This is a genomic window from Janthinobacterium saanense (assembly GCF_014200675.1).
Lineage (GTDB): Bacteria > Pseudomonadota > Gammaproteobacteria > Burkholderiales > Burkholderiaceae_D > Janthinobacterium.
On record NZ_JACHCI010000002.1, the window covers coordinates 317,007 to 339,556 of the forward strand.

The following is a 22,550-nucleotide window of genomic DNA, read 5'->3' on the forward strand; positions in this document are numbered from 1 at the left end:
CTTAGTTTTTTCGCTAGCCTACCATGGGGCGACCCATCGAAATTATCGATGATATTCATGTCTTGGATTGATTTGTTGAATGATGAGCCTGCGCGTATCATTTTATGAACTTGTTGCCGCCACTCCAGGGGGCGTTGTTCATTACTTTGCAGGCCATACATCAATGACATTTTCGAAAATGGCTACGGCTACTTCCCCCGCTACTCCCCTTTCATGGCCGGCCAGGTCCGCCGCGCTCTGCCTGCTATGCCTGACGCTGATGCTGGTCCAGCATCTGGCCAACGCCGCCATACCGCGCTATCCGCAGGCATATGGCGGAAAGATCGTCTTCAGCGCCAATGAGAAGCTGTGGCGCGTGCCGCGCGCGGGCGGCGTGGCCGTGCAGTTGACGAGCGGGGAGGGCCAGGATATCTATCCCCGCGTATCGCCGGATGGCCGATGGATCGCCTACACGAAGATCAGCCGTTCAGGTAGCGACGTCCTGGTGATGCCCAGCGAGGGCGGCGTCGCCCGAAGACTGACTTACCACCAGGGCCGCGGGCTCGACAACATCGTCGTCACGTGGTCGCCCGATTCTTCGAAAGTGATTTACCTGAGCAAGCACGCGCAGTGGAATCCCAGTGTCCAGCAACTTTACGAAGTGCCGGTATCGGGCGGCCTGCCGCAGGCGATGCCGATCGACAGCGCGGTGGGGCTGGCAACTTTTGCGCCGGATGGCCATACCATCGCCTATAACCGTATTTTTTCGCAATACGGCAACTGGAAGCGCTATGACGGCGGCATGGCGCGCCAGATCTTCACCTATGATTTCAAGTCGCGCCAGCTCCAGCAAATTACACATTGGTCAGGCACCAACGCCGCGCCCATGTGGTATGGCCGCAAGATCTATTACCTGTCGGACCAGGATAGCAAGCGCCGCGCCAATCTCTGGGTGCATGATCTTGAGACGGGGCGGGCGCGGCAAATCACGCACTTTACACAGTACGATATCGACAGTCCGGCGCTTGGCGACGACGCCATCACCTTCCAGCAAGGCGGCACACTGTACCGGATGGACTTGCCGGACGAGCGCCTGCATGCAGTCGCGGTGTCCATCGTCGACGATCACCGGTACAGCAGGAAGCGCATTGTCGCCCTGAAGGATGCGGTGCGCGACAGCGAAATCGTCCACAACAGTGATTTGCCTGACCGTATCAATTATGCGATTTCCCCTGACGGGCAGTACGGTCTGTTTTCAGCGCGCGGCCAATTGTTCAGCCTGCCGGCACAGCCTGGTGCGGCGCGACATGTGGCCGGCACGTCCGGCACGGCCGCCGACCGTCCGGCCTGGTCGCCGGATGGCCGGCTTGTCGCCTACATCACCGAGGTCGACGGTAATCAGCAGCTAGCCATACGCCCGGCAGACGGTGGCAAGGAGAGGGTGCTGACGCAGTTCCGGGCCGGGTATTTCTTTGCGCCGGTGTTCGCACCGGATGGACGCAGCTTGGCCCTGAGCGATGGCGATCACCGCTTATGGCTGATCGGGCTGGACGGCAGCGCGCCGCGCCAGGTGGCGCTCGACAAGCGGCAAGGCATTCATGACCAATCCTTTTCACCCGATGGCCGCTGGCTGGCCTTCAGCATGGCGGCAACGGGGAAGCAGCGCGACCTGTACCTGTATGAGATAAGCAGCGGACGTACCCATCGCCTGGGGCGGGGCGAAAGTACGGATGCGCTGCCGGCTTGGTCTCCCGATGGCGATTACCTGTATTTCACCTCGGCCCGTTATGTGCAAGCGGTACCGTCAGACCAGGAAAACGATTTTGCCATGGTGAAGTCGACCGGCATTTATGCGATCCACTTCAGCGCCCTGGTCGGTGGGATCGACAGCAACGATCTGATGGCGCAAGCCCTTGCCTTGCCTGTCGAGCCGGCGAATATCGTGCAGCTCGATGCCCGCCAGGGCTACCTGTATTATCTGACGAAGCCGATAGCGCTGTTCGACGGCGTGCTGAAAGGCGAGCAATGGCTGCTGCACCGTTATGACGTGAAGACCGGGCAGGACAGCGTGATAGCCAAGGACCTGGACAGTTATTCCCTGTCGTATGATGGCAAAAAGGTACTGCTAAAAAATGCCAGGGACTACAGCGTGCTCGATGCAGTAGCAGGCACTATGCAGCAGCTTGATCTCGACCAGTTGCGTATCGAGATCGACCCGCCGGCCGAATGGGCGCAAATGTTCAACGACGCGTGGCGGCTCGAACGTGATTTATTCATCTCTTCGACCATGAATGGCCAGAATTGGGAACAGGTCCGCGAGCGGTACGCGGCACTGCTGCCGCAACTCGGTTCGCGCAGCGATTTGAATTGGCTGCTGTCCGAAATGCTGGGTGAATTGGGCAACTCGCATGTTTACGTGGGCGGGGGCGATAACGGCGACACGGGGCCGATAGCCAGCCCGGCGCGCCTGGGCGTCGATTGGGAACTCGACCAGCCGAGCGGACGCTACCGGATTAACCGGATTTATGCAGGCGACAATACGCGTCCGGCCTACCGCAGCCCGCTGAGGCAGCCGGGCCTGCAGGTCAGCGCCGGCGACTATGTGTTGGCGATCAATGGGGAAGAGCTACGGGCGCCCACCGTTCCAGATGCCTTGTTGCAGACGTCGGGAGCGGCCAAGCCTGTCGAACTGACCATCGCCGGCAGGCCGGACGGACCGCGCCGGCGCATACGCGTCAAGCCGGTCGGCAGCGAGCTGAATTTACGCGAGCTAGACTGGATCGGGAAGAACCGCCAACTGATCGATTGCCGGTCGGATGGACGGGTAGGGTATGTCTATCTATCGAACATGGGGCAACGCGGCCTCGAGCAGTTCACGCAACAGTTTTACGCCCAGCTGAACCGTCAGGCGCTGATCATTGATGACCGCTGGAACGGCGGCGGTTCGGTCGCGGAGTACCTGCTGGAACGCCTGCGCAGGACACAGGTGGCCTTTACCACCAACCGCAGCGGCGCCATGGACACCCAGCCGGAAGAACTGCTGCGCGGCCCCAAGGTGGTACTGGTCAATCACTGGACAGGTTCAAACGGCGAGCTTTTCCCGTATTTGTTCCAGCAATATGGCTTGGGCCAGGTCGTCGGCACCCGTACCTGGGGCGGGCTGCGGGGCTATAACGGCGACACCCCCTTGCTTGATGGCGGCTATATCACCATACCAGTCAGGGCCGTGCTGGATCTGAACGGAAAAGCGGTGGTGGAAAACCATGGCGTGGATCCGGACATGGAAGTCGAAAACATGCCGGCCGACTTGCTGGACGGACACGATGCCCAGCTTGAAACCGCGCTCAGCCTGATGCTCAAGGCAATCGCCGGCAAGACGAACGAGGCATCAATGGACGACAACAGCACGGCGCGCGTGGGCGTGGCGTGCTGCGCCGGGATGACGGACGAATGCGGCACATCCAGCAGCATGACTGTGGCCTGGTTGGCGCTAGCGCTGCGCGCGCGCGCAGCAATTTCCATCGCAATGTAACCGCCGCAGGAATACTCGGGCAGGACCTCCGGCGCGGCCATCAGCGCGGCGCCCGGCAGTGTCCAGTGGTATTCAATCAACTCTTCCCAGGTTTGCGACGGGGCTTCATCGCCCTGCTGCGCGCCGTAGGGCAACACCCCTCAAACGCAATTGACTTGCATAAATGGCGCGAGCTGGCTATTATTGCAACTTGTTTGCATTAAGGCTTGGTAGTGCTGCAACTATTCCCAACGCCGACACCCCTGACCGCGACCGCATCAACCATCTGTCTAAAGCGATCTCAATGCCCAATAGTACTGATCCACATTTGCCGCTCACCGTTCTTTCACGATTTCCCGATACAGAGAAAACTTCGCTACTGAACCACATCTTGGCGAATGCTATGCATTGCGCCTCTTTTTAGGAAAACCTATGCGCCATCACGCACTTGCAGCTGCAATTTTGTCCAGTATCCAGACCGCTTACGCAGAAGGCGACGTCACTCTGCAGACAATTAAAGTCCGGGCAGACAGGCCATCAACGATCGACAGCGTCGTTATTGTCGAGAATGTGCTGGCCCAAAACAGGACGCTAGGCGGCATGCTCGAGCAGGTATCAGGCGTGCAAAGCAGCGCCTTCGGGCCGAATTCCGGCGCACCAGTGATACGCAGCCTGAGCGGCAGCCGCGTACAAATTCTGGAGGACGGCCAATCCATTCTCGGCATGAATGCGCTTAGTGGCGACATCAATATTCCTTTCGATCCGCTCTTTGCGCGCAGCGTTACTGTAAACAAATCATCGGATAGCGTGCGTTTCGGCGGCAATGCCATAGGCGGCAGCGTCGACGTCGATTCCGGCATCATTTCCAGAACGATGGAAAGTAAAGAAAAAGACCTGGAACTGGTGCTGCGCAAGGGTTTCAACGATGCCGACGCCCAGGGTTTGCGCATGAACTTCAACGATGGGAAGCGCTTTTCGACCAATCTGCAGATGTCATTCCAGAAGATCGGGCATTACGATATTCCCGGCAACAGCAAGGCCAGCGCGTGCAACAGCCAGCTGTTCCCGGCGAATGGCGGCGTGAATACCTTTCTGGCCGACAGTTGCCAGAAAGAAGCACGCATCCAGCAGGTCTACAACAAGGCGTCGCAGCCCTTTATCGACCAGTTCATGACGGAAAATCCGGACTGGGCGGAGGGTGATTTTTCCTTCTACACCAATAACCCGACATCCGTCTGGCAGCGCAAGACCTACGTCAATCCGGCCAACCCCGCTTACGTGCCGGGCACGCCATCGATGACGCAGAACAAGATCAATCGTGACGTGACCCCCGACTACCACAAGAAGCTGGGCAACAGCTACGCCAGCAATGCGCACTTTGCCGTCGGCAGCACTTACTTTTTCGATCGTGGCTACGTGGCCGTCAGTCTCGATAGCAAAGAAAGCGAGTATGGCGTCCCCGGATTTTCCATGGAAAACAAGCCGTTCGGCTCGAATTATGACGAAGGCCTACCGGTCGGCGTCGTCATCAAGCAGGATAGATATGCGCTGGAAGCCAATCTGCCTGAGCCTGTCCCTTACATTGAAAGCGCGCAATTGCGCGTGTCACGTTTGAACAATACGTCGGGGGAACGTCTCGGTGCTGCCAAGGCGAATGATTACCAGTTCGACACCAATCAGGCCGAGTTCCTGCTTGCGCATCGGCGCGCCGGTCCATTGAGCGGTTTGCTTGGCTTGAGCTATAAAGCGCGCGAGATTACCGGGGCCGGGCCGCAACTTTACCTTCCCGATGCGAGCACGCTCAGCCGCGCGCTATTCGTCAAGGAAAGCCTCGACTTCGACTGGGCCACTGTCGATGCCGGTTTGCGCCATGAAAAAGTGGAGCACGAGATACATCAGAGTACATTCAAGACGTCGAGGAATGCAAGCAATGCCACACTCGAGGACAAGGCGTTCAGCCTGAACAGCTATAGCCTGGGGGCCTCGGCCAGACTGGGCCAGCTTTTCGGCGCGAAGATGCGCTATTCATCGTCGCAAAGAGCGCCCGATGTCAATGAACTGTATGCCAGCAATCCACACTATTCGATCATGACGCAGGAAGAAGGAAACCAGAAATTGAAGGCCGAACGCGCCAGGAACACGGAACTTACTGGCTTGTTTGGCAATGGCGGCTTCACGCTGTCGGCCACCGGCTACGCCATGAAGTACCAGAACTATCTCTATCTTGGCCACTCGGGAGCGCAGATGGCGAACCGCCTGCCCTTGAAGTACTGGAAACAGACCGATACGACGGTCAGGGGATTCGAGGTCGACGCTTCCCAGGTGATTCAACTTGGCAGTTATGGCAGGCTGGACCTCTCCGCATTTGCCGACCTGGTCAAGAACAAGGCGGACAATCCGGACAAGCTGCGCGCGCACAACGATGGCGCCTACCTGCCCAACATGCCGACCAACCGCTACGGCGCGAATGTGCTATGGGAAAACAAGGGCTGGAAAGCCAGGCTTTCCAGCACCTGGTATGACAAGCAGAAGTACCTGGGCAAGAGCGTCAGCGAGGAAGTGCCGCTCGATGGCTATACCATGGTGAACTTCCAGTTGAGCCGCGAGATTTTGCTGCCTGATTCGCCATTTGCCGGCATCGAGGTGTTCGTCAGCGGCAGCAACCTGCTCGATGAAGATGCGCGGCCGCACAATTCTCCACTGAAATACATTGCGCCGTTGCCCGGCCGGGCGTTCCAGCTTGGTTTGAACGTCAGGCTTTAACGGGCCGTAACGTGAGAGAGGTCACGCTGACGATCAGATCGTACAGCCGTGACCGGGAAGTCACTTACCGAAGAAGCGGCCCTTTGATCAGCTGAAGGCAAATGCAGACGAAGGGAGGAAAGCAAAGAGGCGGCAGCTTACTCATAACTAATCGTGAACGTCGCCGACGCATTTGCCGGCCCAGGCGTCACGCTGGCCCCGGTCTTCAGGTAGCGCGCGCGCAGGGGAATGGCATAACTGCGGTCGAACGCGCTCAGGGTCAGGCCGCTGCTTCGCTTGGTGGCCAACGGCACCGGGGTAGCGGCCTGAGTCGCTATCTGCAGACCTATGCCGCTGGCGGCGGGAGGACGTCCCGCGGCACTGGGTTCGATACTCAGCACGCCATTGCCTGCGTTGACGGCCGTGCGAGTCGGGTCGATCCTGAATTGCAGGCTGTTATTGTCAACGGACACGCTGCCGGCCGTGCCGCTGGGCGAATTGCCGCTTTGCGATACCCAGGATACAGGGGTCTTGGTCACTGCTCCATGGAACGCCGGGCAATTGTTCAAGGAAATAGAGAAATCCACCCAGGCGCTGCTACTGTTGGACGCGGCAAATTCTTTGGGTAAATGCGTGCCCATGGGCACCGCTACATCCGGCGTGCTGCAGGTGCGCGAGACTATCTGGATACTGCCGGCGATGCCCATCTTGAAGCCCAGCATATTTGCATCGCCGAAATTGCCGAGCAGGCTGACGACCGGCAGGGAGTTGTCACTCAGCACTCCCTGTACGACATCGCCTATCTTGATCAATATCAATTCAAAATTGGACGGCCCATCAAGAGGAATAAGGCAGCGGTAGCTCGTCGTGCATGGGGTTGCGACCTTCGCCGTCTGTCTTGGTGACGGACCACCTGTACTGTTAAGGACCACCCCCAGCCCCGCAATGCCGGTTTGGTAGACTTTATTCGCATACGTCCCACTGGTCCAGTTGGCCAGGCCATAAGCTGCATCCAGCTTCTACTCGGTAAACTGTTGATACGGGGCATACTGCCGGGGACGCGAGAGTGCCCGTAGTTCACCGATGGACAGACCCGATGCCTCGTGCATGCGTATCAGCATGTCGGTATCGACTGCGATGCTTCCTTTTCTCAGCTTGCTGATCGCGAAGGGCGGCACGCCCAGCTCGCGCGCCAGGCAGGCGTCGTTGCGCAGCCCCATGTACGTGAGCAGGCGCTCGACCAGCGCCGCGCCATCGCGCGTGTGGACGGCTGACTCGCCACCCCTGGTCTCGGCGATCAAGGCATGCGCTGATAATTCGGTCATATCAGTCATGTCACGTTGCCTTCATTGCCATTGCAGGCAGTCTTGCAAGCTGATGTTGAATAAAGTCCTCGCGCTCCATCGGGCGGGCCAGCGCGTAGCCCTGGCCGATATGGCAGCCGATGCCCAGCAAGGCCGCCAGTAGCGATTCGTTTTCGATACCTTCGGCCACCAGTTTGAGGTTGAGCCCTTTTGCCAGGGAAATGAGGGTGGTGACGATGGCGTGCGAATGGCTACTGGTTTCCATGTTACGAATAAAGGCACCGTCAATCTTGACTTCATCGAAGGGCATCTTGAACAAGACGTTGAAGGTGGCGGAACCGGCGCCGAAATCGTCGAGCGACAGGGGGAAGCCTTTTGCCCGCAGCGTGTTGAGGCATCCGGAGAGGCACAGTTCATCGAGTACCGGCAAGTCTTCGGTGACTTCGACCTTCAGTAGCCGTGTCGGCAGGCAGGCATCCCACATTTTTGCAGCAAGCAGATCGGCCATACCAGGCTCGCACACGGTATCGATCGAGGCATTCACGGCAATGGGCACGTCCGCGCCTTGACGGCGCAGCTCGAGCAGCACCTCAATGACTTCCTTGACGACCAGGTCGAAAAGCGGCAAATGCAGGCCGAGCCGGTTGACCATGGGAATCAGCACGGACGGCGGTACATCACCATAACGTGGATGCCGCCAGCGCAACAGTGCTTCGGCGCTGACTACGCGCCGACTGAGCAGGTCATACTGAGGCTGATAGACGACACGTATGCCTTTGCCGGTGTGTATCGCGTGGACGAAGTACAGTTCTTAACATGGGCTTATTCCCCTGCACCTGCGTCGAGCTCCGTGAACTTTTCCTTGGCCACGTGGATGGCCGCCAGGGCCAGCGGGAAGCCGGCCGAGATGGCCAGCTGGATGAAGATGTCGATGATTTCCTGGCGGCTCACGCCGGCCTTCAGCGCCGTGCCGATGCGCAGCTTCAATATTGGCGCGGCGCTGGCGCCCAGCATGGCCATCGAGGTGATGGCGACGATTTCCCGGCTGCGGCTGCCGAGTATCGATTCGCCCAGCATGTCGCCGAATTCCCATTCCATTACATAGCGCGCGAAGCGCGGCGCCACGTCCTCGAGGCTGGCCGCAAACAGCTCTGCGGGAATGCCGGTGACGCTTTCAAAGCGCGCCTGGCCCTGTTCGAAGCGGCTGGCGGCGGGATTGTTCATTGCATTCATGATGATACTCCTGGTAATGGGTGGATAGGGACAAGGTGATTGCATCGAAACATGCGGGTTCAGGCGCGCCTGGCCAGCAGTTCCATCAAGGTGTTGCCGAACAGGGTCAGCAATACGCCGCCCAGCATCACAGCCGCGCCTGCCAGCTTGACGCCCGAGACAGGCCGCACGGCCACGCCGATCAGGCCGAAATGGTCGATCAGCAAGGATGACAGCAACTGGCCCGCGATGACCAGGGCCAGCATATTGGCCAGGCCAATGCGCGGCGCCAGCAGCACCGTGCAAAAGATGGCGGTGGCGCCCAGCAAGCCGCCGCCGTAGCGCCACAGGGGCTGCGACGGCAGGCTGGCGACGGCCATGCCCAGGCCGCCTTTGCCGAGCGCGATCGTGGCCAGCGCCGCCGTGCCGATCAGGAAGGAAACCAGCGCGGCGGCGACGGTATTGCCGCCCAGCCCGCCAGCGAGCTGGCTGTTGACGGCCGCCTGCACGGAAATGGCCGAGCCGGCGCAAAAGGCGACAAGGAAAAGTATCATGTTCATGGCGGTCGGCTCCTGTAGTGGGGGTGGGAAAGCAGGGCGGCGATCAGGCGAACTTCGGCGACTGCTCGGCGAACTGGTCGGGCGTATAGCCGGCCTGCCGGAACAGGTAGGCGCGCGACGCTTCGGTGGCAGCCCGCAGGGCCGGCATGTCCAGTCCCAGCAGCTTGCCGCCGGCCTTGCGGATGCGCCCGCCGACGATGACGGTGTCGACATTGCTGCGGTCGGCAGCGTGCACCACCGTGCCGATGGCGTTGTTCGACGGATACAGATTGAGGTCGTCGGCGCGGATCAGCACGACGTCGGCCTGTTTGCCCGGCGTCAGCGAACCGGTCTTGTCTGCCAGGCCGGCCAGGCGGGCGCCGTTGATGGTGGCCGATTCGAGCACGGCGCGCGCGCTCACCGGTAACGGGGCGGCGGGGTCGCCGTGAAAGCGGCGGTTCTGCGCCTGGGCGCGCTGCAGGAAATACACCACGCGCATTTCGGTGAACATGTCGCCACCGTAGGATGCTTCGGCATCGACGCTGATGGCCGGCGCAATGCCGTGGTCGATTGCGTGCTGGTAAGGCGTCAAGCCTTCTTCCAGGCCGTACTGGGCGTCGGAACGGGGACAGACGTCGACCTGCACGCCGGTGGCGCGCAAAATCGCCCAGTGCTCGTCGCTCAGGCCGGTGCAGTGGTTAAAAATATTATCGGGACCGAGCAAGCCTTCGGCCTGCAGGCCGGGCAGCAGGTCGCCCATCTCCTTGCCGAGGAATTCCGTGATGATGCGCAGGCCCAGCTGGCGGCCGACGGCCCAGTTTTCGCGGTCCCATTGCGACATCATCGCCAGGCTGACCAGTTGCTCGCTGGAGCCGAAGCGCTGCTGCTGCAGGCGGGCCAGGTCGGCCGGCCAGTGCTGGGCCCAGTCGCCCGCCAGCGGCGCGCCAGGCGCATACACGGCGCGGATGCCGGCGTCCTGCAGTGCGTCGATGGAGGCGTCGGAATGCGCTGCGCTGCGCGCATTGTGCGAGTTGTCCACCATGGTGGTGATGCCCGCGTCGAGGGCGCCCAGCGCACTCAGCAGGTTGCCGACATACATGTCTCCGGGACGGTAGTGGGTGGCGAAGGAAAAGTGCGTCGACTGCAGGTAGTCGAGCAGGGTCGGCGAATTGGGGGCGATGCGGCGCAGCTGGCCTTCCCAGGCGTGGCGGTGGGCGTCGACCAGGCCGGGGATAACGATCATGCCGCGCGCATCGATGACTTCGGCGCCGTGTGCGGACAGGCCATGGCCGACGGCCAGGATGCGTGCGCCCTCGATCAGCACGTCTCCGCCGTCGAAGTCGCCGACGGCGGCGTCCATGCTGATCACGGTGCCGCCCTGGATCAGGATGCGGCGCGCCGGTGCGACGGCAGCGAGCGGGGCGACGATGCCGCGTGGAATTGGCTTTGGGCTGGTGTGGCTAGCGTGGTGCATGTGATGCTTTCGGTTGATGTGGGAATGAAGCTAGTGTAGGCATCGGTTAGAATGAGAAAAAGAGTCCGCTGGCGGTTTCATTCTTCGGTAAAACCGAATAGTTCCGCAGCGCAGCACCCATCGACCTTGTTTGCAGGCGGCCATGGATCGAATTCAAGCAATGCAAGTGTTTCTGCGCGTCGTGGAAACCAACAGTTTCAACAAGGCGGCTGAAACGCTGTCGATGGCGCCGTCGTCCGTCACCAGCATCATCAAGAGCCTGGAGAGCCACCTGCAGGTGCGCCTGTTGCACCGCACCACGCGCAGCCTGAGCCTGACGCCCGAGGGCGAGCGCTATTACCAGCGCAGCCGCGACATACTGCAAGCGATCGACGACACGGAGTCGGACTTGCAGCACCGCGCCAGCCGGCCCAGGGGGCGGCTGCGGGTGGACATGCCGGGCACCGTTGCGCGTGCGCTGGTGCTGCCGCGCCTGAAGGAATTCTTTGCGCTGTATCCGGATATCCATCTGATGCTGGGCATGAACGACCGGCCCATGGACCTGGTGCAGGAGGGCATAGACTGCGTCCTGCGCACGGGAGAACTGCGCGATTCGAGCCTGGTGGCGCGGCGCCTGGGTGCATTTCAATGGATCACCTGCGGCGCGCCCGCGTATTTCGAGGCGCATGGCGAGCCGCAAAGCGTCGATCAGTTGCGCGAGCACCAGGCGGTGCAGTATTTTTCTGGTAGCACAGGACGCATCTCTGAATTCCATTTCCTGCAGGACGGCAAGGAAATCGCCGTGCCGATGGCGGGGCAGGTCGCCGTCAACGACACCGATTCCTACATCGATTGCTGCCTGCACGGCTATGGCCTGATCCAGCTGGCAGCCCACCTGGTGCGCGAGGACCTGGCGTCGGGCAAGCTGCGCGAAGTGCTGGCCGGCGGGCGGCGCGCGCCGGTGCCCATCTCGCTGGTGTATCCGCACAACCGCCACCTGTCGCCAGCCGTACGGGTGTTTACCGACTGGTTGCTGGACATCTGCACCGACCTGGCCTGAGGCCGCGCCGGCGATTCTTCGCCCGCAGCGAATAGTGAAAACGCTGCGCGCCTCTTTTTCCCCTTTCTCCCTTCTGACATCATCGCCGCATAGTCATTGCGACGAGGGTGATCTGTTGCATCACACGCAGTGCGACACATTGAAGAGGGAGAAACACCATGCAATCGAACCGCCGCCAGTTCCTGGCCAGCGTTGTTTCCACCGCCGCCGCGCTGGCGGCAGGCCCATCGGCCCTGGCCGCCACGGCCCCGCGCGTGACAGGCAAGGCCGCCGCCCGGACCCGTCCGCTGCTGCTCAAGGGCGGCACCATCCTGACGATGGACCCGGACCAGCCCGACCTGCTGCGCGGCGATATTTTGATACACGGCAGCACTATTACCCGTATCGCCGCGCAGATCGAGGCCGGCAACGCCCAGGTCATCGATGCGCGTGGACGCATCGTCATTCCCGGCTTCGTCGACGCCCACCGCCACGCATGGGAAGGACAGCTGCGCCGCATCAATCCCAATTCCGCCGATCTGGGCAACTACATCGCCGGCACCCACCAGGCGTTCGCGCCGCATTACCGTCCACGCGACATGTATGTCGGCAACCTGCTGACGGCGCTGGGCGCGATCGATGCAGGCATCACGACCATCATCGACAACTCGCACAACAGCCGCTCGCTGCGGCATGCGCTGTCGGCGGTCGATGCGCTGCACGATGCCGGCATCCGCGCCGTGCACGCGCCGGGCGCGCCGCTGGTGGGCAAATGGGATAGCGCCAGCTGGTATGCCGACCTTGCCACCTTGCAACAAGAGCGCTTCGGCAAGAGTGACGGCCTGCTGACGCTGGCCATGATGACCTCGGTCGACCGTGGGCAATGGGCCGTCGGCCGCCGCCTGGGCATCCCGCTGGTGACGGAATTCTTCGGCCAGGAAATGTCGGCGCAACTGCCGGCGCTGCACCGCGAAGGCTTGCTGGGCCCCGACAATATCTTCAATCACTGCACCGACCTGAGCGAGGAAGCCTGGCAAATCCTGAAGGCTACCGGCGTGCAGGTCAACGTCTGCCCCCGTTCCGATACGCACTGGGGGCTGGGCACCGGCATCTTCGGCTACCAGGCCGCCATCGACCACGGCATCCGTCCCGGCTTCAGCGTGGACAACGAAAGCGCCTACAGCGGCGACATGTTTGCCGAGATGCGCGCCGCGCTGTACCTGCAGCGCAGCTCGGCCCTGGCGCGCAAGACCGGCGAGCATGCCAGCGCTCCGGTGGACATGCGTGCGCTGCTGTCGGCGGCCACCATCGACGGTTCCGCCGTCGCCAGGCTGGGCCAGCAGACGGGCAGCCTGCGCGAAGGCAAGCAGGCCGATATCGTGCTGATCAACACCAACGATATCAATCTGTATCCGTCGAATAACGCGCTGGGTACCGTCGTCGGCGCCGCCGAACGCAGCAATGTGGAAACCGTCATCATCGGCGGGCGCATCCGCAAGCAGCACGGCAAGCTGCTGGACCTCGACATGGCGGCCCTGCATGCCGCCACGGAAGAATCGCAAGCCTACCTGTTCAAGGCTGCCGGCTTCACGCCGGACGCCTTTGCCACGCAGTTTCAGGTGCGCGGCTAGGGCGCTCACATGAAAACGGCCTGTCTTTACAGCACGCTGCTGGCCGGCTGCGTGCTTGGCGCCAGCGCGCAGGCGCAGTCCGAGGTCAGCGTGTACGGCATCGTCGACGCGGTGCTGGTCAGCGAACGCGGCGGCGCCGCTGGCAATGTGAACAAGCTCACCAGCGGCGCCAGCGCGTATTCCCGTCTCGGTTTTCGCGGCAAGGAAGACCTGGGCGATGGCTGGTCCGCGATTTTCTTGCTGGAAATGGGCATGCGTATCGACGATGGCAGCCTGGACAACACGACCGGCCAGCTTTTCAACCGCCAGGCCTATATCGGCCTGGAAAGCCGGGACTGGGGCGCCGTCCGCCTGGGCCGCCAGCATACCTTCCTGTATTACACCCTGGTGCAGGTGGCTGATCCGTTCAGCCTCGGTTATGCGGGAACGGCGAAGAATCTTTTTCCCGTAAAAAATACGGTCCGCTCCAGCAACACCGTCAGTTACACCTCGCCAACGCGCCGGGGCTGGACGGCCGAGGCTTCGTACAGCCTGGGCGAACAGCCGGGAGACGCGCATGCGGGGCGCCAGCTGGGCCTGGTCATCGGCTATGCGGACGGTCCGCTCACTGTGCGCTTTGCCCACAGCACCTTGAACCAGGACGTGGCCGCCGGCGCAGTGTCCCTCGCGGCGCCCGTATCACAGGACAACGCCCGCAACAGCGTGCTGGCCATGAACTACCGCTACGCATTGTTCACCGCCTACCTGGCGTATGGCGTGGACAAGGGGGGCAATAGTTCACCCGTGCCCAATCCGGGCGCCTACGGCGTGGCCAGTGCAGTCGTGCCGTCCACGGACAGCACCGACTTGCTGCTCGGCGCCGCCATCCCAGTCGGTCAACAGGGCAGGGTGATGGCTTCGTTCATCCGCAAGAACGACAAGACGCGTTTCCAGCAAGACGCCAGCCAGTGGGCATTCGGCTACGCCCATGGCCTGTCGCCGCGCACTACCGCCTACCTGGCCTGGGCGAAGATCCACAACCGCAATGGCGCCGCCTACACGGTGGGCAACGGCAATGAAGCAGGCTCGGGCAACAGCGCCTTCAATCTCGGCCTGCGGCATAACTTTTAAGAACAGTTGAGCGATGCATGCAGAAAGTCGATACCCCCCAAACCCGGGTGCAAGATGTTTTCCCTTCGCTGCATTGCGGAGAACCGGCTCCGCAAATAACGGCATCGCACCCCACTTACTCCGGATCCGCTTAACTCCTACGATATAACCCTCTTTAACCAACTGAACAGGCAAATCATGAACGTCACGCTTCCAACCATGTATCAACGCTGGGAAATTCCTTCGCTGGGCCTGGACCAGCTCGCACTGCGCGAACAGCCTCTGCCGCAGCCCAAGGCTGGCGAAATTATTATCGCGACCGAAGCCGTGTCGCTCAACTATCGCGACGCCGAAGTGGTCGACAACGGCATGGGCAATCCCCTGGTGTTCCCGTTCACGCCGGCTTCCGACATGGCTGGCCGCGTCGTGGCGGTGGGCGCCGGCGTGACCCGCTTCGCCGTTGGCGACCGCGTGCTGTCTGCGTATATGCCGGGCTGGATCGATGGCGTGCCGCTGTCATGGTCGGAGGCGCCCACCCGCGGCGGTCCGCTGTCAGGCGTGATGTCGCAGTATGTGGCCGATTCGGCCGAATGGTATGTGCATGCGCCGCGTACATTGAGCGCCGCCGAGGCCAGCACGCTGCCGGTGGCGGCGCTGACCGCATGGATGGCGCTGCTTGAACTGGGCAAGCTGCACGCCGGCCAGACGGTGGTGGTGCAGGGCACTGGCGGCGTTTCCCTGTTTGCCGTCCAGCTGGCCGCAGCCCACGGCGCCCGCGTGATCATCACCAGCGGCAGCGATGAGAAGATCGCGCGCGCCATCGCCCTGGGCGCCCATCACGGCATTAACCGCAACGCCACGCCGGACTGGCACCAGGAAGTGCTGGCCTTGACTGGCGGGCGCGGCGCTGACCACATCCTGGAAATGACGGGCGGAGAAAACGTTGCACGCTCGCTGCAGGCGGTAAGGCAGGGTGGCCGCATTTCCATCATCGGCCTGCTCGACGCCGATACCTTCACGCTGCCGATCCTGCCGGTACTGGGCAGCCGCGCCTCGATCGTCGGCATCGCCGTCGGTCCGCGCCGCGCGCTGGAAGACCTGGTGCGCGCGGTCGATCTGCTGGGTATTCGTCCGGTGATCGACGCCTCCTATGCATTCTCGCAAGTGCCGGCGGCATTCGCGCATCTGCAACGCGGCGCGTTTGGCAAGATCGTGGTGCAAGTCTCCGAAAAATGACCAGCAAAATTCCTTCCGCCGCAGCGATGCCGGCCATCATGCTTGGGCTATTCGGCTTGTATACGCTGGAGTTTGGCGTAGTCGGCATCCTTCCTGTCATTGTAGAACGGTACGGTGTCACAATATCGGAAGCGGGCATGCTGATGGGCGTATTTGCGCTCATCATCGCTATCCTGGGACCATTCCTGGTATTGATATCGTCTCGCTATGACCGCAAGAAGGTGCTGGTGGGCGCACTGTTCGGCTTTGCCGTCTGCAGTGCGCTGTCGGCCTATGCTCCGAACTTCTCCAGCCTGATGGCGCTGCGCATCGTGCCAGCGCTGTTGCACCCGGTGTTCTTCTCGGCAGCGTTCACGGCGGCGGCCTCGCTTTATCCGAAGGAGCGGGCGGCGCATGCCATGGCGCAAGCTTTTGTCGGCACAAGCTTCGGCCTGGTGCTTGGCGTGCCGGCCACGACCTGGGTGGCGGCGCATATCTCGTATGAGGCGTCGTTCCTGTTTTGCTCTGCAGCCACGGTGATCGCTGGCATAGGCCTGATGCTGATGCTGCCAGGGCAGGGACGTCCGGTGGCGCTGAGTTTCGGGCGTCAACTGGCGGTGCTGCGCAAACCTGCGCTCTGGCTCAACATTGTCGCCACGGTGCTGGTGTTTACTGCCATGTTCTGCGTGTACAGCTATGCGGCGCAATATCTCAAGAGCGCCACGGGCATGGACGCCACCACGACCAGCCTGGTTCTGCTGATCTTCGGCATTGGCGGTGTTTCCGGTAATTTGCTGGCAGGGCGGCTGCTCGGCCGCAATATGGTAGCCACCACGCTGCTCCATCCCGTCGCGCTGGGATTGGCGTATCTGGTGCTGCTGGCGTGCGGTAGCGCCAACCTGGGCAGCATGGCCGTCATCGCCGTACTGTGGGGAGCGACCCACACCAGTGGCATGTTGATAAGCCAGGTCTGGCTGACTTCTGAAGCACGCGAAGCACCCGAGTTCGCGACCAGCCTGTTCGTCTCGGCGGGTAACGGCGGCGTGGTGCTGGGTTCCGCCATTGGCGGCATCTTCATCAATGCGTTCGGCTTGCAGGGCATCGTCTGGTGCGGCCTGATTTTCTGCGTGCTGTCGGTACTTGCCATCGGCGCGAAAGTTTTGCTCTACCCGGCGCCATTATTGCCAGAAGGTGCAGTTCATGTACATTAAGTAGTGTGGACTGGATTGTCTGTAAACGGGTTTTCGTTTAAGCCTGCGGCGCCCGGCCTTCAGTCATGACGTCATACGTTGAACGAAAGGACTGACTTATTTGAAAACAAGTCAGTCCGATAGCTTACGAGCGATGGTCGCCGTGGATCCTATTGTGGTTCGATGATTGCACGGAAGCCAATTGCCCCCTCACCGCTATACGTCATGCTGCCGTTAAGGCTATTTCCACCGTCGCCAGAGGTGATATGCACTTCCACGACATTCTGGCCGCTACGACAGCCGAGGAGCCAGACGCCGCCCTGATGCCAGGGGGCGGAATTGCCGCCCCATTGGTTTTGCACTTGATAATTGTTGCCGGCCACTGCCTCGGCGCGGAAGCCGATAGGGCCTTCGCCGACATAGGTCATGGTGCCGTTGAAAGTCTTGCCATTGTCATCTGAGATGATATCAAGAGCCGCCACACCTTGGTCGCGGCCGCCAATTACCCATTCGCCGCCTTGATGCCATGGTGCGGAGGAGCCGCCCCATTGATTCTCAACGGAAAACACACCGCCGTCGACCAATTCGCTTTTGAATCCGATAGGACCTTCGCCGCTGTATGTCATGGTACCTTCCAAGCTATTTCCGCCATCGCTAGACTCAACGTTGATGGCAACCACATTCTGGCCGGTACGGCAACCGATGATCCATGTTCCGCCTGGGTGCCAGGGAGCTGAGTTGCCGCCCCACTGGTTTTCAACGAGATAGGTATTATTTTGCGTCAGCGTGGCGCGGAAGCCAATCTGGCCTTCACCTGCGTATTTCATCGCGCCAGTAAAGGATTTGCCACCATCGGCGGAGTTGATGTTAATGGCACTGACGTTCTGGTTGTTGCGACAGCCGATCACCCAAACGCCGCCTTCATTCCATGGCGCGGAGCTGCCGCCCCATTGATTTTTAACATGATGGAGATTATTTACGGATTTGTTGGTTTTTGACATTATTGCCTCCAAAGTAATTTTCAGCGCGAAGAATTGTTTGTCGAACTGCATACACAATTCCTTGCCAATTAATTCTGCGCGCAACACAGCGGAGCGGCGCTGTCCCGAACAATTCTTCTCACTCAACGCTAGAAGTGCCGCAATTGTCTGCCTTTTTTTGCGGCTGAGTCTATTGAAATGTCACAATAAAAATTAACTATCGGATGATTTAAAAAATAATTTTTCAATGGGGAATCGGCAGTGCGAAGTAGAGGCGTAGTGGGCCATGATTGAAAATTCAATTGGACAATGCGATCTATATTTGCTACCAAATGGTGTTTGAAGGTATAGCTTAATAAAGCACCTCAACACTCTGGGTACTTTAATGATAGGCATGATTTTGCATTGGATAGGGAAACGCTGATTTATTCTCCCGAGCCGGCTCCGTGCACGGACGAGACCTGGACAATACTGGCACGTCTATAGCTACGTGAGGGTGCATAATTACACGACTTGAAACGCATAACCCTGCGATACTATTCGCACGCGATTTAATCATAATAATAAAACAGAGAATATAACCAATTGTAGCGAGTGTAAAAAAACAACGAAATATTCAAGATAAATTTTCCACGCAAGTCCCGTTCCTGAATACTGTGTATATTAAGGTCAGTCAGGTGCATGCACGTCTTATAGCGGCAGCAGCCCGTGCTGAATCAGATGCTTGGCGAAATTTCCTGATGTGGTGATCTATCTGCGTGGTTTAATGCAAGCGCTTTGTGAATTTAGGGAGCCTATAAAAATCGTGAGTATAAAACACCCCCACAAATTTACCTGTATCGCCTGGGCTTCCGGTCCCTATAAAGCGATGTTCAAAAATTTGCAGTCCGATTGCGAACGGTTTGGCTACCCCAGCCACCTGTACGAAATAGACCAGGAATATTCCAGCTTGCTGCAGGCCTGGTGCAACCATCCGCGCATCATCCGCCAAGGAGTGGAAGATTTTGGAACGGTTCTATATATGGATGTCGAGTGCCGTATCGTCGCGCCGATTCCGTCTTCATGGCAAGCGCCGCTGGTGTCAATACGCTGGCCGGAGCAAAAATTCTGGATCTGGTACAACTCAGGCACCGTCATGGCCGACGAGAGCTGTATTCCATGGCTCGATGCCTGGATACGCATCATCGACGAATGGAAACTGGGCGAACTGGCACGTGAAGATCACGTGCATTGGCCGGGTGACCTGTGCGATGAACTGGGGCTGGCCGCGGCCTTGGCCGCCTTTGGCGTGCGCGTGCAGACGCCACGCCTTGAATATGTCAATCGCGATACCGATGCGGAACTCGCGCGCGGTTTGTGGAGCAACCGACATACCATCATCCAGCATCCGACCCAGCATCACTGGCCCAAGGAAGTCGACCCTGTCGAGTGCAAAAAGCTGTTTGTGCAGAACTACCCTGGCGATCCGCTCGATACCGCGGACATTTTCTCCGCCGACAGTAACTTCCATTCCCAACTGGGCTGGATCTTTGATCCCACGCAGAGAATATATGCGCCGGCCGAGTTCTGGCCCGAACATGCACGGCCATGGATAGAGGAAACAGTGCAATTGACATCGGCCCAGCGTTGAATAAATCGCCTGCAAATTTGGATACGCAGCAGGAGACGCATGCTTCTCTGAGCATGCGTCTGTGCGCCTGGTCAGTACATGCCTTCACCGCCAGCGGCGTCGTGTTCGGCCTGCTGGCCTTGCTGGCCGTCGAGCAAGCCGATTGGCGGGCGGCGTTTGGATGGCTGTTGGTGGCCCTGGTGGTGGATGCGATCGATGGTCCGATTGCCCGCATGATACACATTAAAGCGGTGCTGCCCCGTTTCGACGGCGGCACGCTCGATCTACTGGTGGATTACCTTACCTTTGTGATCGTGCCGGCGTTGGTGCTGTATCACTCGTTGATTTTGCCGGAATCCTTGCGCTTTGTCGGAGCCAGCGCGATCATGGTTACTGCGTTGCATCATTACTGCAACCTGGACATCAAGACCCAGGACGGCTACTTCGTCGGTTTTCCCGCTTTCTGGAATATTGCCGTATTCATCATATATCGCTTTCCTCCATCGCCCTGGGTAGCTGCAGTGATTGTTTTCACGTTCTGCTTATTAACCTGCGTGCCGATAAAAGTCGTGCATCCTTTTCGCGTCAAAAAATTTCGGTCGCTCTCTTTTGCTTTTGTTGCGCTGGGATTGATCGCAGCCAGCATTGCGCTGCTGCAACCGGAACTGCAAGAGAATTGGTTGCTGGCGGCTAACTTGCTGCCGCTGGCTTATTTCACCTTGATCAGCCTGCGCCGCACCCTTGCAGGCCCGGACTCCCTAGCGGTGAAATATGTGGAAGCCGATCCTCCACATGCGTGATCTTTTCTTCTTTACACAGCAGCGCGATCCGCATATACAACGGCGCAGGGACATGTTGCGCCGCTATCCGCAGATTCGCAGCCTGTTTGGCCCCAACCCCTGGTCATTGCCGTTGATTGTCGCTCTCGTAGGCTTTCAGCTGGGTTTGGCGTCGCTGGCACAACGAGCGGCATGGTGGCAGGCTCTTCTTCTGGCCTGGGTAGTCGGCGCTTATGTTGCCGCATCCTTGTTTGCCATGATTCACGATGCCGGCCATTTCCTGATAGTGCGCGCGCGTATCGGAAACTATTTGGCTGCATGCTGCGCGAATCTACCGCTGCTCATGTGGAATGCCGTGCCATTCTTCCGTTATCACCTCTGGCACCATCGGGCTTTGGGCGATTATGAACGCGACGTTGGCGTGCCAACCGAGGCTGAGGCAGTTTGGGTCGGCAACAGCGCCTGGCGCAAGGCCGTTTGGTTGGCGTTCTTTCCCGTGTTCCAGGCTCTGCGCACGCATAAGTTCCCGGTTAGCAAAGCCTATTGGAGCGGCTGGATGCTGGTCAACGCCGCCATACAGTTCGCGGCGAATTTCCTGATCCTGCAGCTGCTGGGCTGGCAGGCATTGATATATCTTGGACTATCGATCTATTTTTCGCTCGGCTTCCATCCCTTGGGAACGCGCGTAGTGCAAGAGCATTTTGTCATCGCCGAAGGACAGGAGACGAATAATTTTATGGGCTGGGCCAATCTTTTCGAATGCAATTTCGGTTATCACGTCGAACATCATGATTTCCCCAGTATTCCCTGGAACCGTCTGCCGCGCCTGCGGTGTATCGCCCCCGAGTTTTATGCCGGTCAGGCCAGTTTTCCTTCGCGCCTGCAATTGATGTTCCAATTCATATTCGACCCGCGATGGTCGGTCTTCCACAATACCGTCCGGCTGCAAACGCAATCGCCATCCACGCCCCCGTCGGCATCATGAGCGGCATGCTGCGTCTGGCGATCATCGGTGCAGGCTTTATGGCACGTCGCCGGGCTAGGGCGTTTGTCGCCACCGGACGCGCGCACATCGTGGGCATCGCCGCGCGCCGCCTTTCCAGCGCGAAAACCATAGGGGCGGAACTGGGTTGCCCGCATTGCTTTGACGATTATCGGCGCCTGCTGGACTGTAAGCCGGACGCCGTCTTGATTGAAGTGCCGCACCTGGTGCAGGACGAACTGGTGTTGTGGGCGCTCGGACAGGGTTTGCCTACCTTGATCGGCGGCCCATTATCGGTGTCCGTGCAGGGCGGCGAAAAGATACTGGGCGCGGCACGGCATGCCGGAGTGCTGCTCGAGTGCGGCTTCGAAGCTCGTTACAAGGCTGTGTGGGAAACCGCGAAAGAATTGCTGCACGCGGGACGCATTGGCCAGCCTATTGCCGTGCAATCCATTGCGTTATGGAATGGCAAATCGGAAAGCTGGTACTACGACCAGGCGGCAAGCGGTGGCATGCCGTTGACACATATGAGCTACGCCTTCATTAATCCGCTGCGGTGGATATTTGGCGAACCTCTGCGTGTCTCTGCCTTTGCCAATCGGATCAAGCAAACAGCCGCCGATTATGTTCGCGAGGAAACTTGCGTTGCCAATCTGCTGTTTCCTCAGCAGGTAATGTGTTCAATGCTGGCCGGTTATGTCAAATCCGGCAGCGGCGATGCTTGGGGTCTTACGATAGTCGGCACGGAAGGCACGATGGAGCTGCAGCCAACGGAAATGGAGAATGGTTCGCTGCGTATTGCTTGTGGCGAAAAAGCCGAAACATTTGAATTTTCCCAGGCACAGGATGCGTTTATTGCTCAAGCACATGCATTCATCGATTCGGCTTGGACGAATGCGCATTGCCGCAATGGGCCCGAGGACTGCTTGCGTGATTTGCAGGTGGCTATAGCCATCAGCGTGTCGGCGCGGGAAGGGCGCTCCATAGAACTTTTTCAAGATTTCCGGCCGTTTTCTTGAGGTTCTTTCAGTACGCCGACATAAATGAGGGGTTACTCTCGCATCCATCGTTCTCTCTAGTGTGTTCAAATTCGCACCGTGTTAATGTCGTTCAACTGCGACATGATTTTGCGCCTTTTCGGTTTGGCGACATCAATATGAAACTTCACGGGAAGACAGGCAAAAATACTGCAGGCTTACCCTTGCAATAACACTATCGTTGCCTATGCTTAGGGATAGTCTGCGCGTCGACCCATGCCGCGCCACTTCATTATGGCAAGGTTATGGCGACGACATC

18 protein-coding genes and 1 pseudogene are annotated in these 22,550 nt (G+C 59.6%); 11 read left to right on the forward strand and 8 right to left on the reverse strand.

Annotated elements, in window-relative coordinates:
- The first annotated feature begins 259 nt into the window (after positions 1 to 259).
- Entirely contained in the window at positions 260 to 3,511 is a 3,252-nt protein-coding gene (locus HDE72_RS28125) for a S41 family peptidase (protein WP_183737491.1), read from the forward strand.
- On the opposite strand, the pseudogene HDE72_RS28060 reads toward HDE72_RS28125, so the two are convergent.
- Positions 3,466 to 3,648, reverse strand: a pseudogene (locus HDE72_RS28060) (hypothetical protein); the annotation flags it as partial. The gene HDE72_RS28125 and the pseudogene HDE72_RS28060 sit on opposite strands and share 46 nt — an antisense overlap.
- A gap of 274 nt (positions 3,649 to 3,922) precedes the next feature.
- Between HDE72_RS28060 and HDE72_RS04330 the strand changes: the two are divergent.
- Positions 3,923 to 6,253: a TonB-dependent receptor gene (locus tag HDE72_RS04330; protein ID WP_183737492.1), complete on the forward strand. Its 2,331-nt coding sequence runs from the start codon at positions 3,923 to 3,925 to the stop codon at positions 6,251 to 6,253.
- A 137-nt stretch (positions 6,254 to 6,390) separates the two neighbouring features.
- On the opposite strand, the gene HDE72_RS27570 is transcribed toward HDE72_RS04330, so the two are convergent.
- The 6 genes from HDE72_RS27570 to HDE72_RS04355 all read right to left on the reverse strand — a co-directional run bounded on the left by HDE72_RS27570 (position 6,391) and on the right by HDE72_RS04355 (position 10,761).
- Complete coding sequence (locus tag HDE72_RS27570) at positions 6,391 to 7,014, reverse strand: fimbrial protein (RefSeq protein WP_221291151.1); 624 nt, start codon at positions 7,012 to 7,014, stop codon at positions 6,391 to 6,393.
- A 237-nt stretch (positions 7,015 to 7,251) separates the two neighbouring features.
- Positions 7,252 to 7,566: a helix-turn-helix domain-containing protein gene (locus HDE72_RS27575; RefSeq protein ID WP_221291152.1), complete on the reverse strand. Its 315-nt coding sequence runs from the start codon at positions 7,564 to 7,566 to the stop codon at positions 7,252 to 7,254.
- Between the two features lies 1 nt (position 7,567).
- A complete protein-coding gene (locus HDE72_RS04340; protein ID WP_183737679.1) occupies positions 7,568 to 8,344 on the reverse strand; it encodes an EAL domain-containing protein in 777 nt (258 codons plus the stop codon).
- Positions 8,345 to 8,358: 14 nt separating this feature from the next.
- Complete coding sequence (locus tag HDE72_RS04345) at positions 8,359 to 8,769, reverse strand: carboxymuconolactone decarboxylase family protein (protein ID WP_183737493.1); 411 nt, start codon at positions 8,767 to 8,769, stop codon at positions 8,359 to 8,361.
- A gap of 59 nt (positions 8,770 to 8,828) precedes the next feature.
- Positions 8,829 to 9,308: a DMT family transporter gene (locus tag HDE72_RS04350; protein ID WP_183737494.1), complete on the reverse strand. Its 480-nt coding sequence runs from the start codon at positions 9,306 to 9,308 to the stop codon at positions 8,829 to 8,831.
- Positions 9,309 to 9,351: 43 nt separating this feature from the next.
- Positions 9,352 to 10,761, reverse strand: coding sequence for an amidohydrolase family protein (locus HDE72_RS04355; protein ID WP_183737495.1), 1,410 nt, complete (start codon positions 10,759 to 10,761; stop codon positions 9,352 to 9,354).
- A gap of 142 nt (positions 10,762 to 10,903) precedes the next feature.
- Between HDE72_RS04355 and HDE72_RS04360 the strand changes: the two genes are divergently transcribed.
- From HDE72_RS04360 to HDE72_RS04380, 5 genes are all read left to right on the forward strand, one after another.
- On the forward strand, positions 10,904 to 11,800 hold the full coding sequence (locus tag HDE72_RS04360; protein WP_183737496.1) for a LysR family transcriptional regulator: 897 nt from the start codon (positions 10,904 to 10,906) through the stop codon (positions 11,798 to 11,800).
- Positions 11,801 to 11,958: 158 nt separating this feature from the next.
- Positions 11,959 to 13,410 (forward strand): amidohydrolase family protein, encoded by a 1,452-nt coding sequence (locus tag HDE72_RS04365; RefSeq protein WP_183737497.1) that lies wholly within the window; start codon positions 11,959 to 11,961, stop codon positions 13,408 to 13,410.
- A 9-nt stretch (positions 13,411 to 13,419) separates the two neighbouring features.
- Positions 13,420 to 14,520, forward strand: a complete 1,101-nt coding sequence (locus HDE72_RS04370) for a porin (RefSeq protein WP_183737498.1) — start codon at positions 13,420 to 13,422, stop codon at positions 14,518 to 14,520.
- Positions 14,521 to 14,697: 177 nt separating this feature from the next.
- On the forward strand, positions 14,698 to 15,735 hold the full coding sequence (locus HDE72_RS04375) for a zinc-dependent alcohol dehydrogenase family protein (RefSeq protein ID WP_183737499.1): 1,038 nt from the start codon (positions 14,698 to 14,700) through the stop codon (positions 15,733 to 15,735).
- Positions 15,732 to 16,925 (forward strand): MFS transporter, encoded by a 1,194-nt coding sequence (locus HDE72_RS04380; RefSeq protein ID WP_221291153.1) that lies wholly within the window; start codon positions 15,732 to 15,734, stop codon positions 16,923 to 16,925. Before HDE72_RS04375 ends, HDE72_RS04380 begins: the two co-directional genes overlap by 4 nt.
- A gap of 149 nt (positions 16,926 to 17,074) precedes the next feature.
- On the opposite strand, the gene HDE72_RS04385 is transcribed toward HDE72_RS04380, so the two are convergent.
- Positions 17,075 to 17,956 carry a lectin OAA family protein gene (locus tag HDE72_RS04385; RefSeq protein ID WP_260176486.1) on the reverse strand — a complete coding sequence of 294 codons (882 nt, stop codon included), beginning with the start codon at positions 17,954 to 17,956 and terminating at the stop codon, positions 17,075 to 17,077.
- A gap of 652 nt (positions 17,957 to 18,608) precedes the next feature.
- Between HDE72_RS04385 and HDE72_RS04390 the strand changes: the two genes are divergently transcribed.
- The 4 genes from HDE72_RS04390 to HDE72_RS04405 are packed head-to-tail and all read left to right on the forward strand — an operon-like array spanning position 18,609 to position 22,273.
- Entirely contained in the window at positions 18,609 to 19,514 is a 906-nt protein-coding gene (locus HDE72_RS04390) for a hypothetical protein (protein ID WP_183737500.1), read from the forward strand.
- The gene (locus tag HDE72_RS04395; protein ID WP_183737501.1) at positions 19,472 to 20,293 is read left to right on the forward strand and encodes a CDP-alcohol phosphatidyltransferase family protein; all 822 of its coding nucleotides are present in this window, start codon (positions 19,472 to 19,474) and stop codon (positions 20,291 to 20,293) included. Before HDE72_RS04390 ends, HDE72_RS04395 begins: the two co-directional genes overlap by 43 nt.
- The gene (locus tag HDE72_RS04400; protein WP_183759308.1) at positions 20,265 to 21,257 is read left to right on the forward strand and encodes a fatty acid desaturase; all 993 of its coding nucleotides are present in this window, start codon (positions 20,265 to 20,267) and stop codon (positions 21,255 to 21,257) included. Before HDE72_RS04395 ends, HDE72_RS04400 begins: the two co-directional genes overlap by 29 nt.
- A 5-nt stretch (positions 21,258 to 21,262) precedes the next feature.
- Entirely contained in the window at positions 21,263 to 22,273 is a 1,011-nt protein-coding gene (locus HDE72_RS04405) for a Gfo/Idh/MocA family protein (RefSeq protein ID WP_183737503.1), read from the forward strand.
- Positions 22,274 to 22,550: the final 277 nt, after the last annotated feature.

Excerpts from the sequence above, each read along its gene's own strand:
- HDE72_RS28125 (WP_183737491.1), top strand. The coding sequence starts at position 260 with ATGCTGGTCCAGCATCTGGCCAACGCCGCCATACCGCGCTATCCGCAG.
- HDE72_RS04330 (WP_183737492.1), top strand. The coding sequence starts at position 3,923 with ATGCGCCATCACGCACTTGCAGCTGCAATTTTGTCCAGTATCCAGACC.
- HDE72_RS27575 (WP_221291152.1), bottom strand. The coding sequence starts at position 7,566 with ATGACTGATATGACCGAATTATCAGCGCATGCCTTGATCGCCGAGACC.
- HDE72_RS04345 (WP_183737493.1), bottom strand. The coding sequence starts at position 8,769 with ATGAATGCAATGAACAATCCCGCCGCCAGCCGCTTCGAACAGGGCCAG.
- HDE72_RS04350 (WP_183737494.1), bottom strand. The coding sequence starts at position 9,308 with ATGAACATGATACTTTTCCTTGTCGCCTTTTGCGCCGGCTCGGCCATT.
- HDE72_RS04355 (WP_183737495.1), bottom strand. The coding sequence starts at position 10,761 with ATGCACCACGCTAGCCACACCAGCCCAAAGCCAATTCCACGCGGCATC.
- HDE72_RS04360 (WP_183737496.1), top strand. The coding sequence starts at position 10,904 with ATGGATCGAATTCAAGCAATGCAAGTGTTTCTGCGCGTCGTGGAAACC.
- HDE72_RS04365 (WP_183737497.1), top strand. The coding sequence starts at position 11,959 with ATGCAATCGAACCGCCGCCAGTTCCTGGCCAGCGTTGTTTCCACCGCC.
- HDE72_RS04370 (WP_183737498.1), top strand. The coding sequence starts at position 13,420 with ATGAAAACGGCCTGTCTTTACAGCACGCTGCTGGCCGGCTGCGTGCTT.
- HDE72_RS04375 (WP_183737499.1), top strand. The coding sequence starts at position 14,698 with ATGAACGTCACGCTTCCAACCATGTATCAACGCTGGGAAATTCCTTCG.
- HDE72_RS04380 (WP_221291153.1), top strand. The coding sequence starts at position 15,732 with ATGACCAGCAAAATTCCTTCCGCCGCAGCGATGCCGGCCATCATGCTT.
- HDE72_RS04385 (WP_260176486.1), bottom strand. The coding sequence starts at position 17,956 with ATGCAGTTCGACAAACAATTCTTCGCGCTGAAAATTACTTTGGAGGCA.
- HDE72_RS04395 (WP_183737501.1), top strand. The coding sequence starts at position 19,472 with ATGGATAGAGGAAACAGTGCAATTGACATCGGCCCAGCGTTGAATAAA.
- HDE72_RS04400 (WP_183759308.1), top strand. The coding sequence starts at position 20,265 with ATGTGGAAGCCGATCCTCCACATGCGTGATCTTTTCTTCTTTACACAG.
- HDE72_RS04405 (WP_183737503.1), top strand. The coding sequence starts at position 21,263 with ATGCTGCGTCTGGCGATCATCGGTGCAGGCTTTATGGCACGTCGCCGG.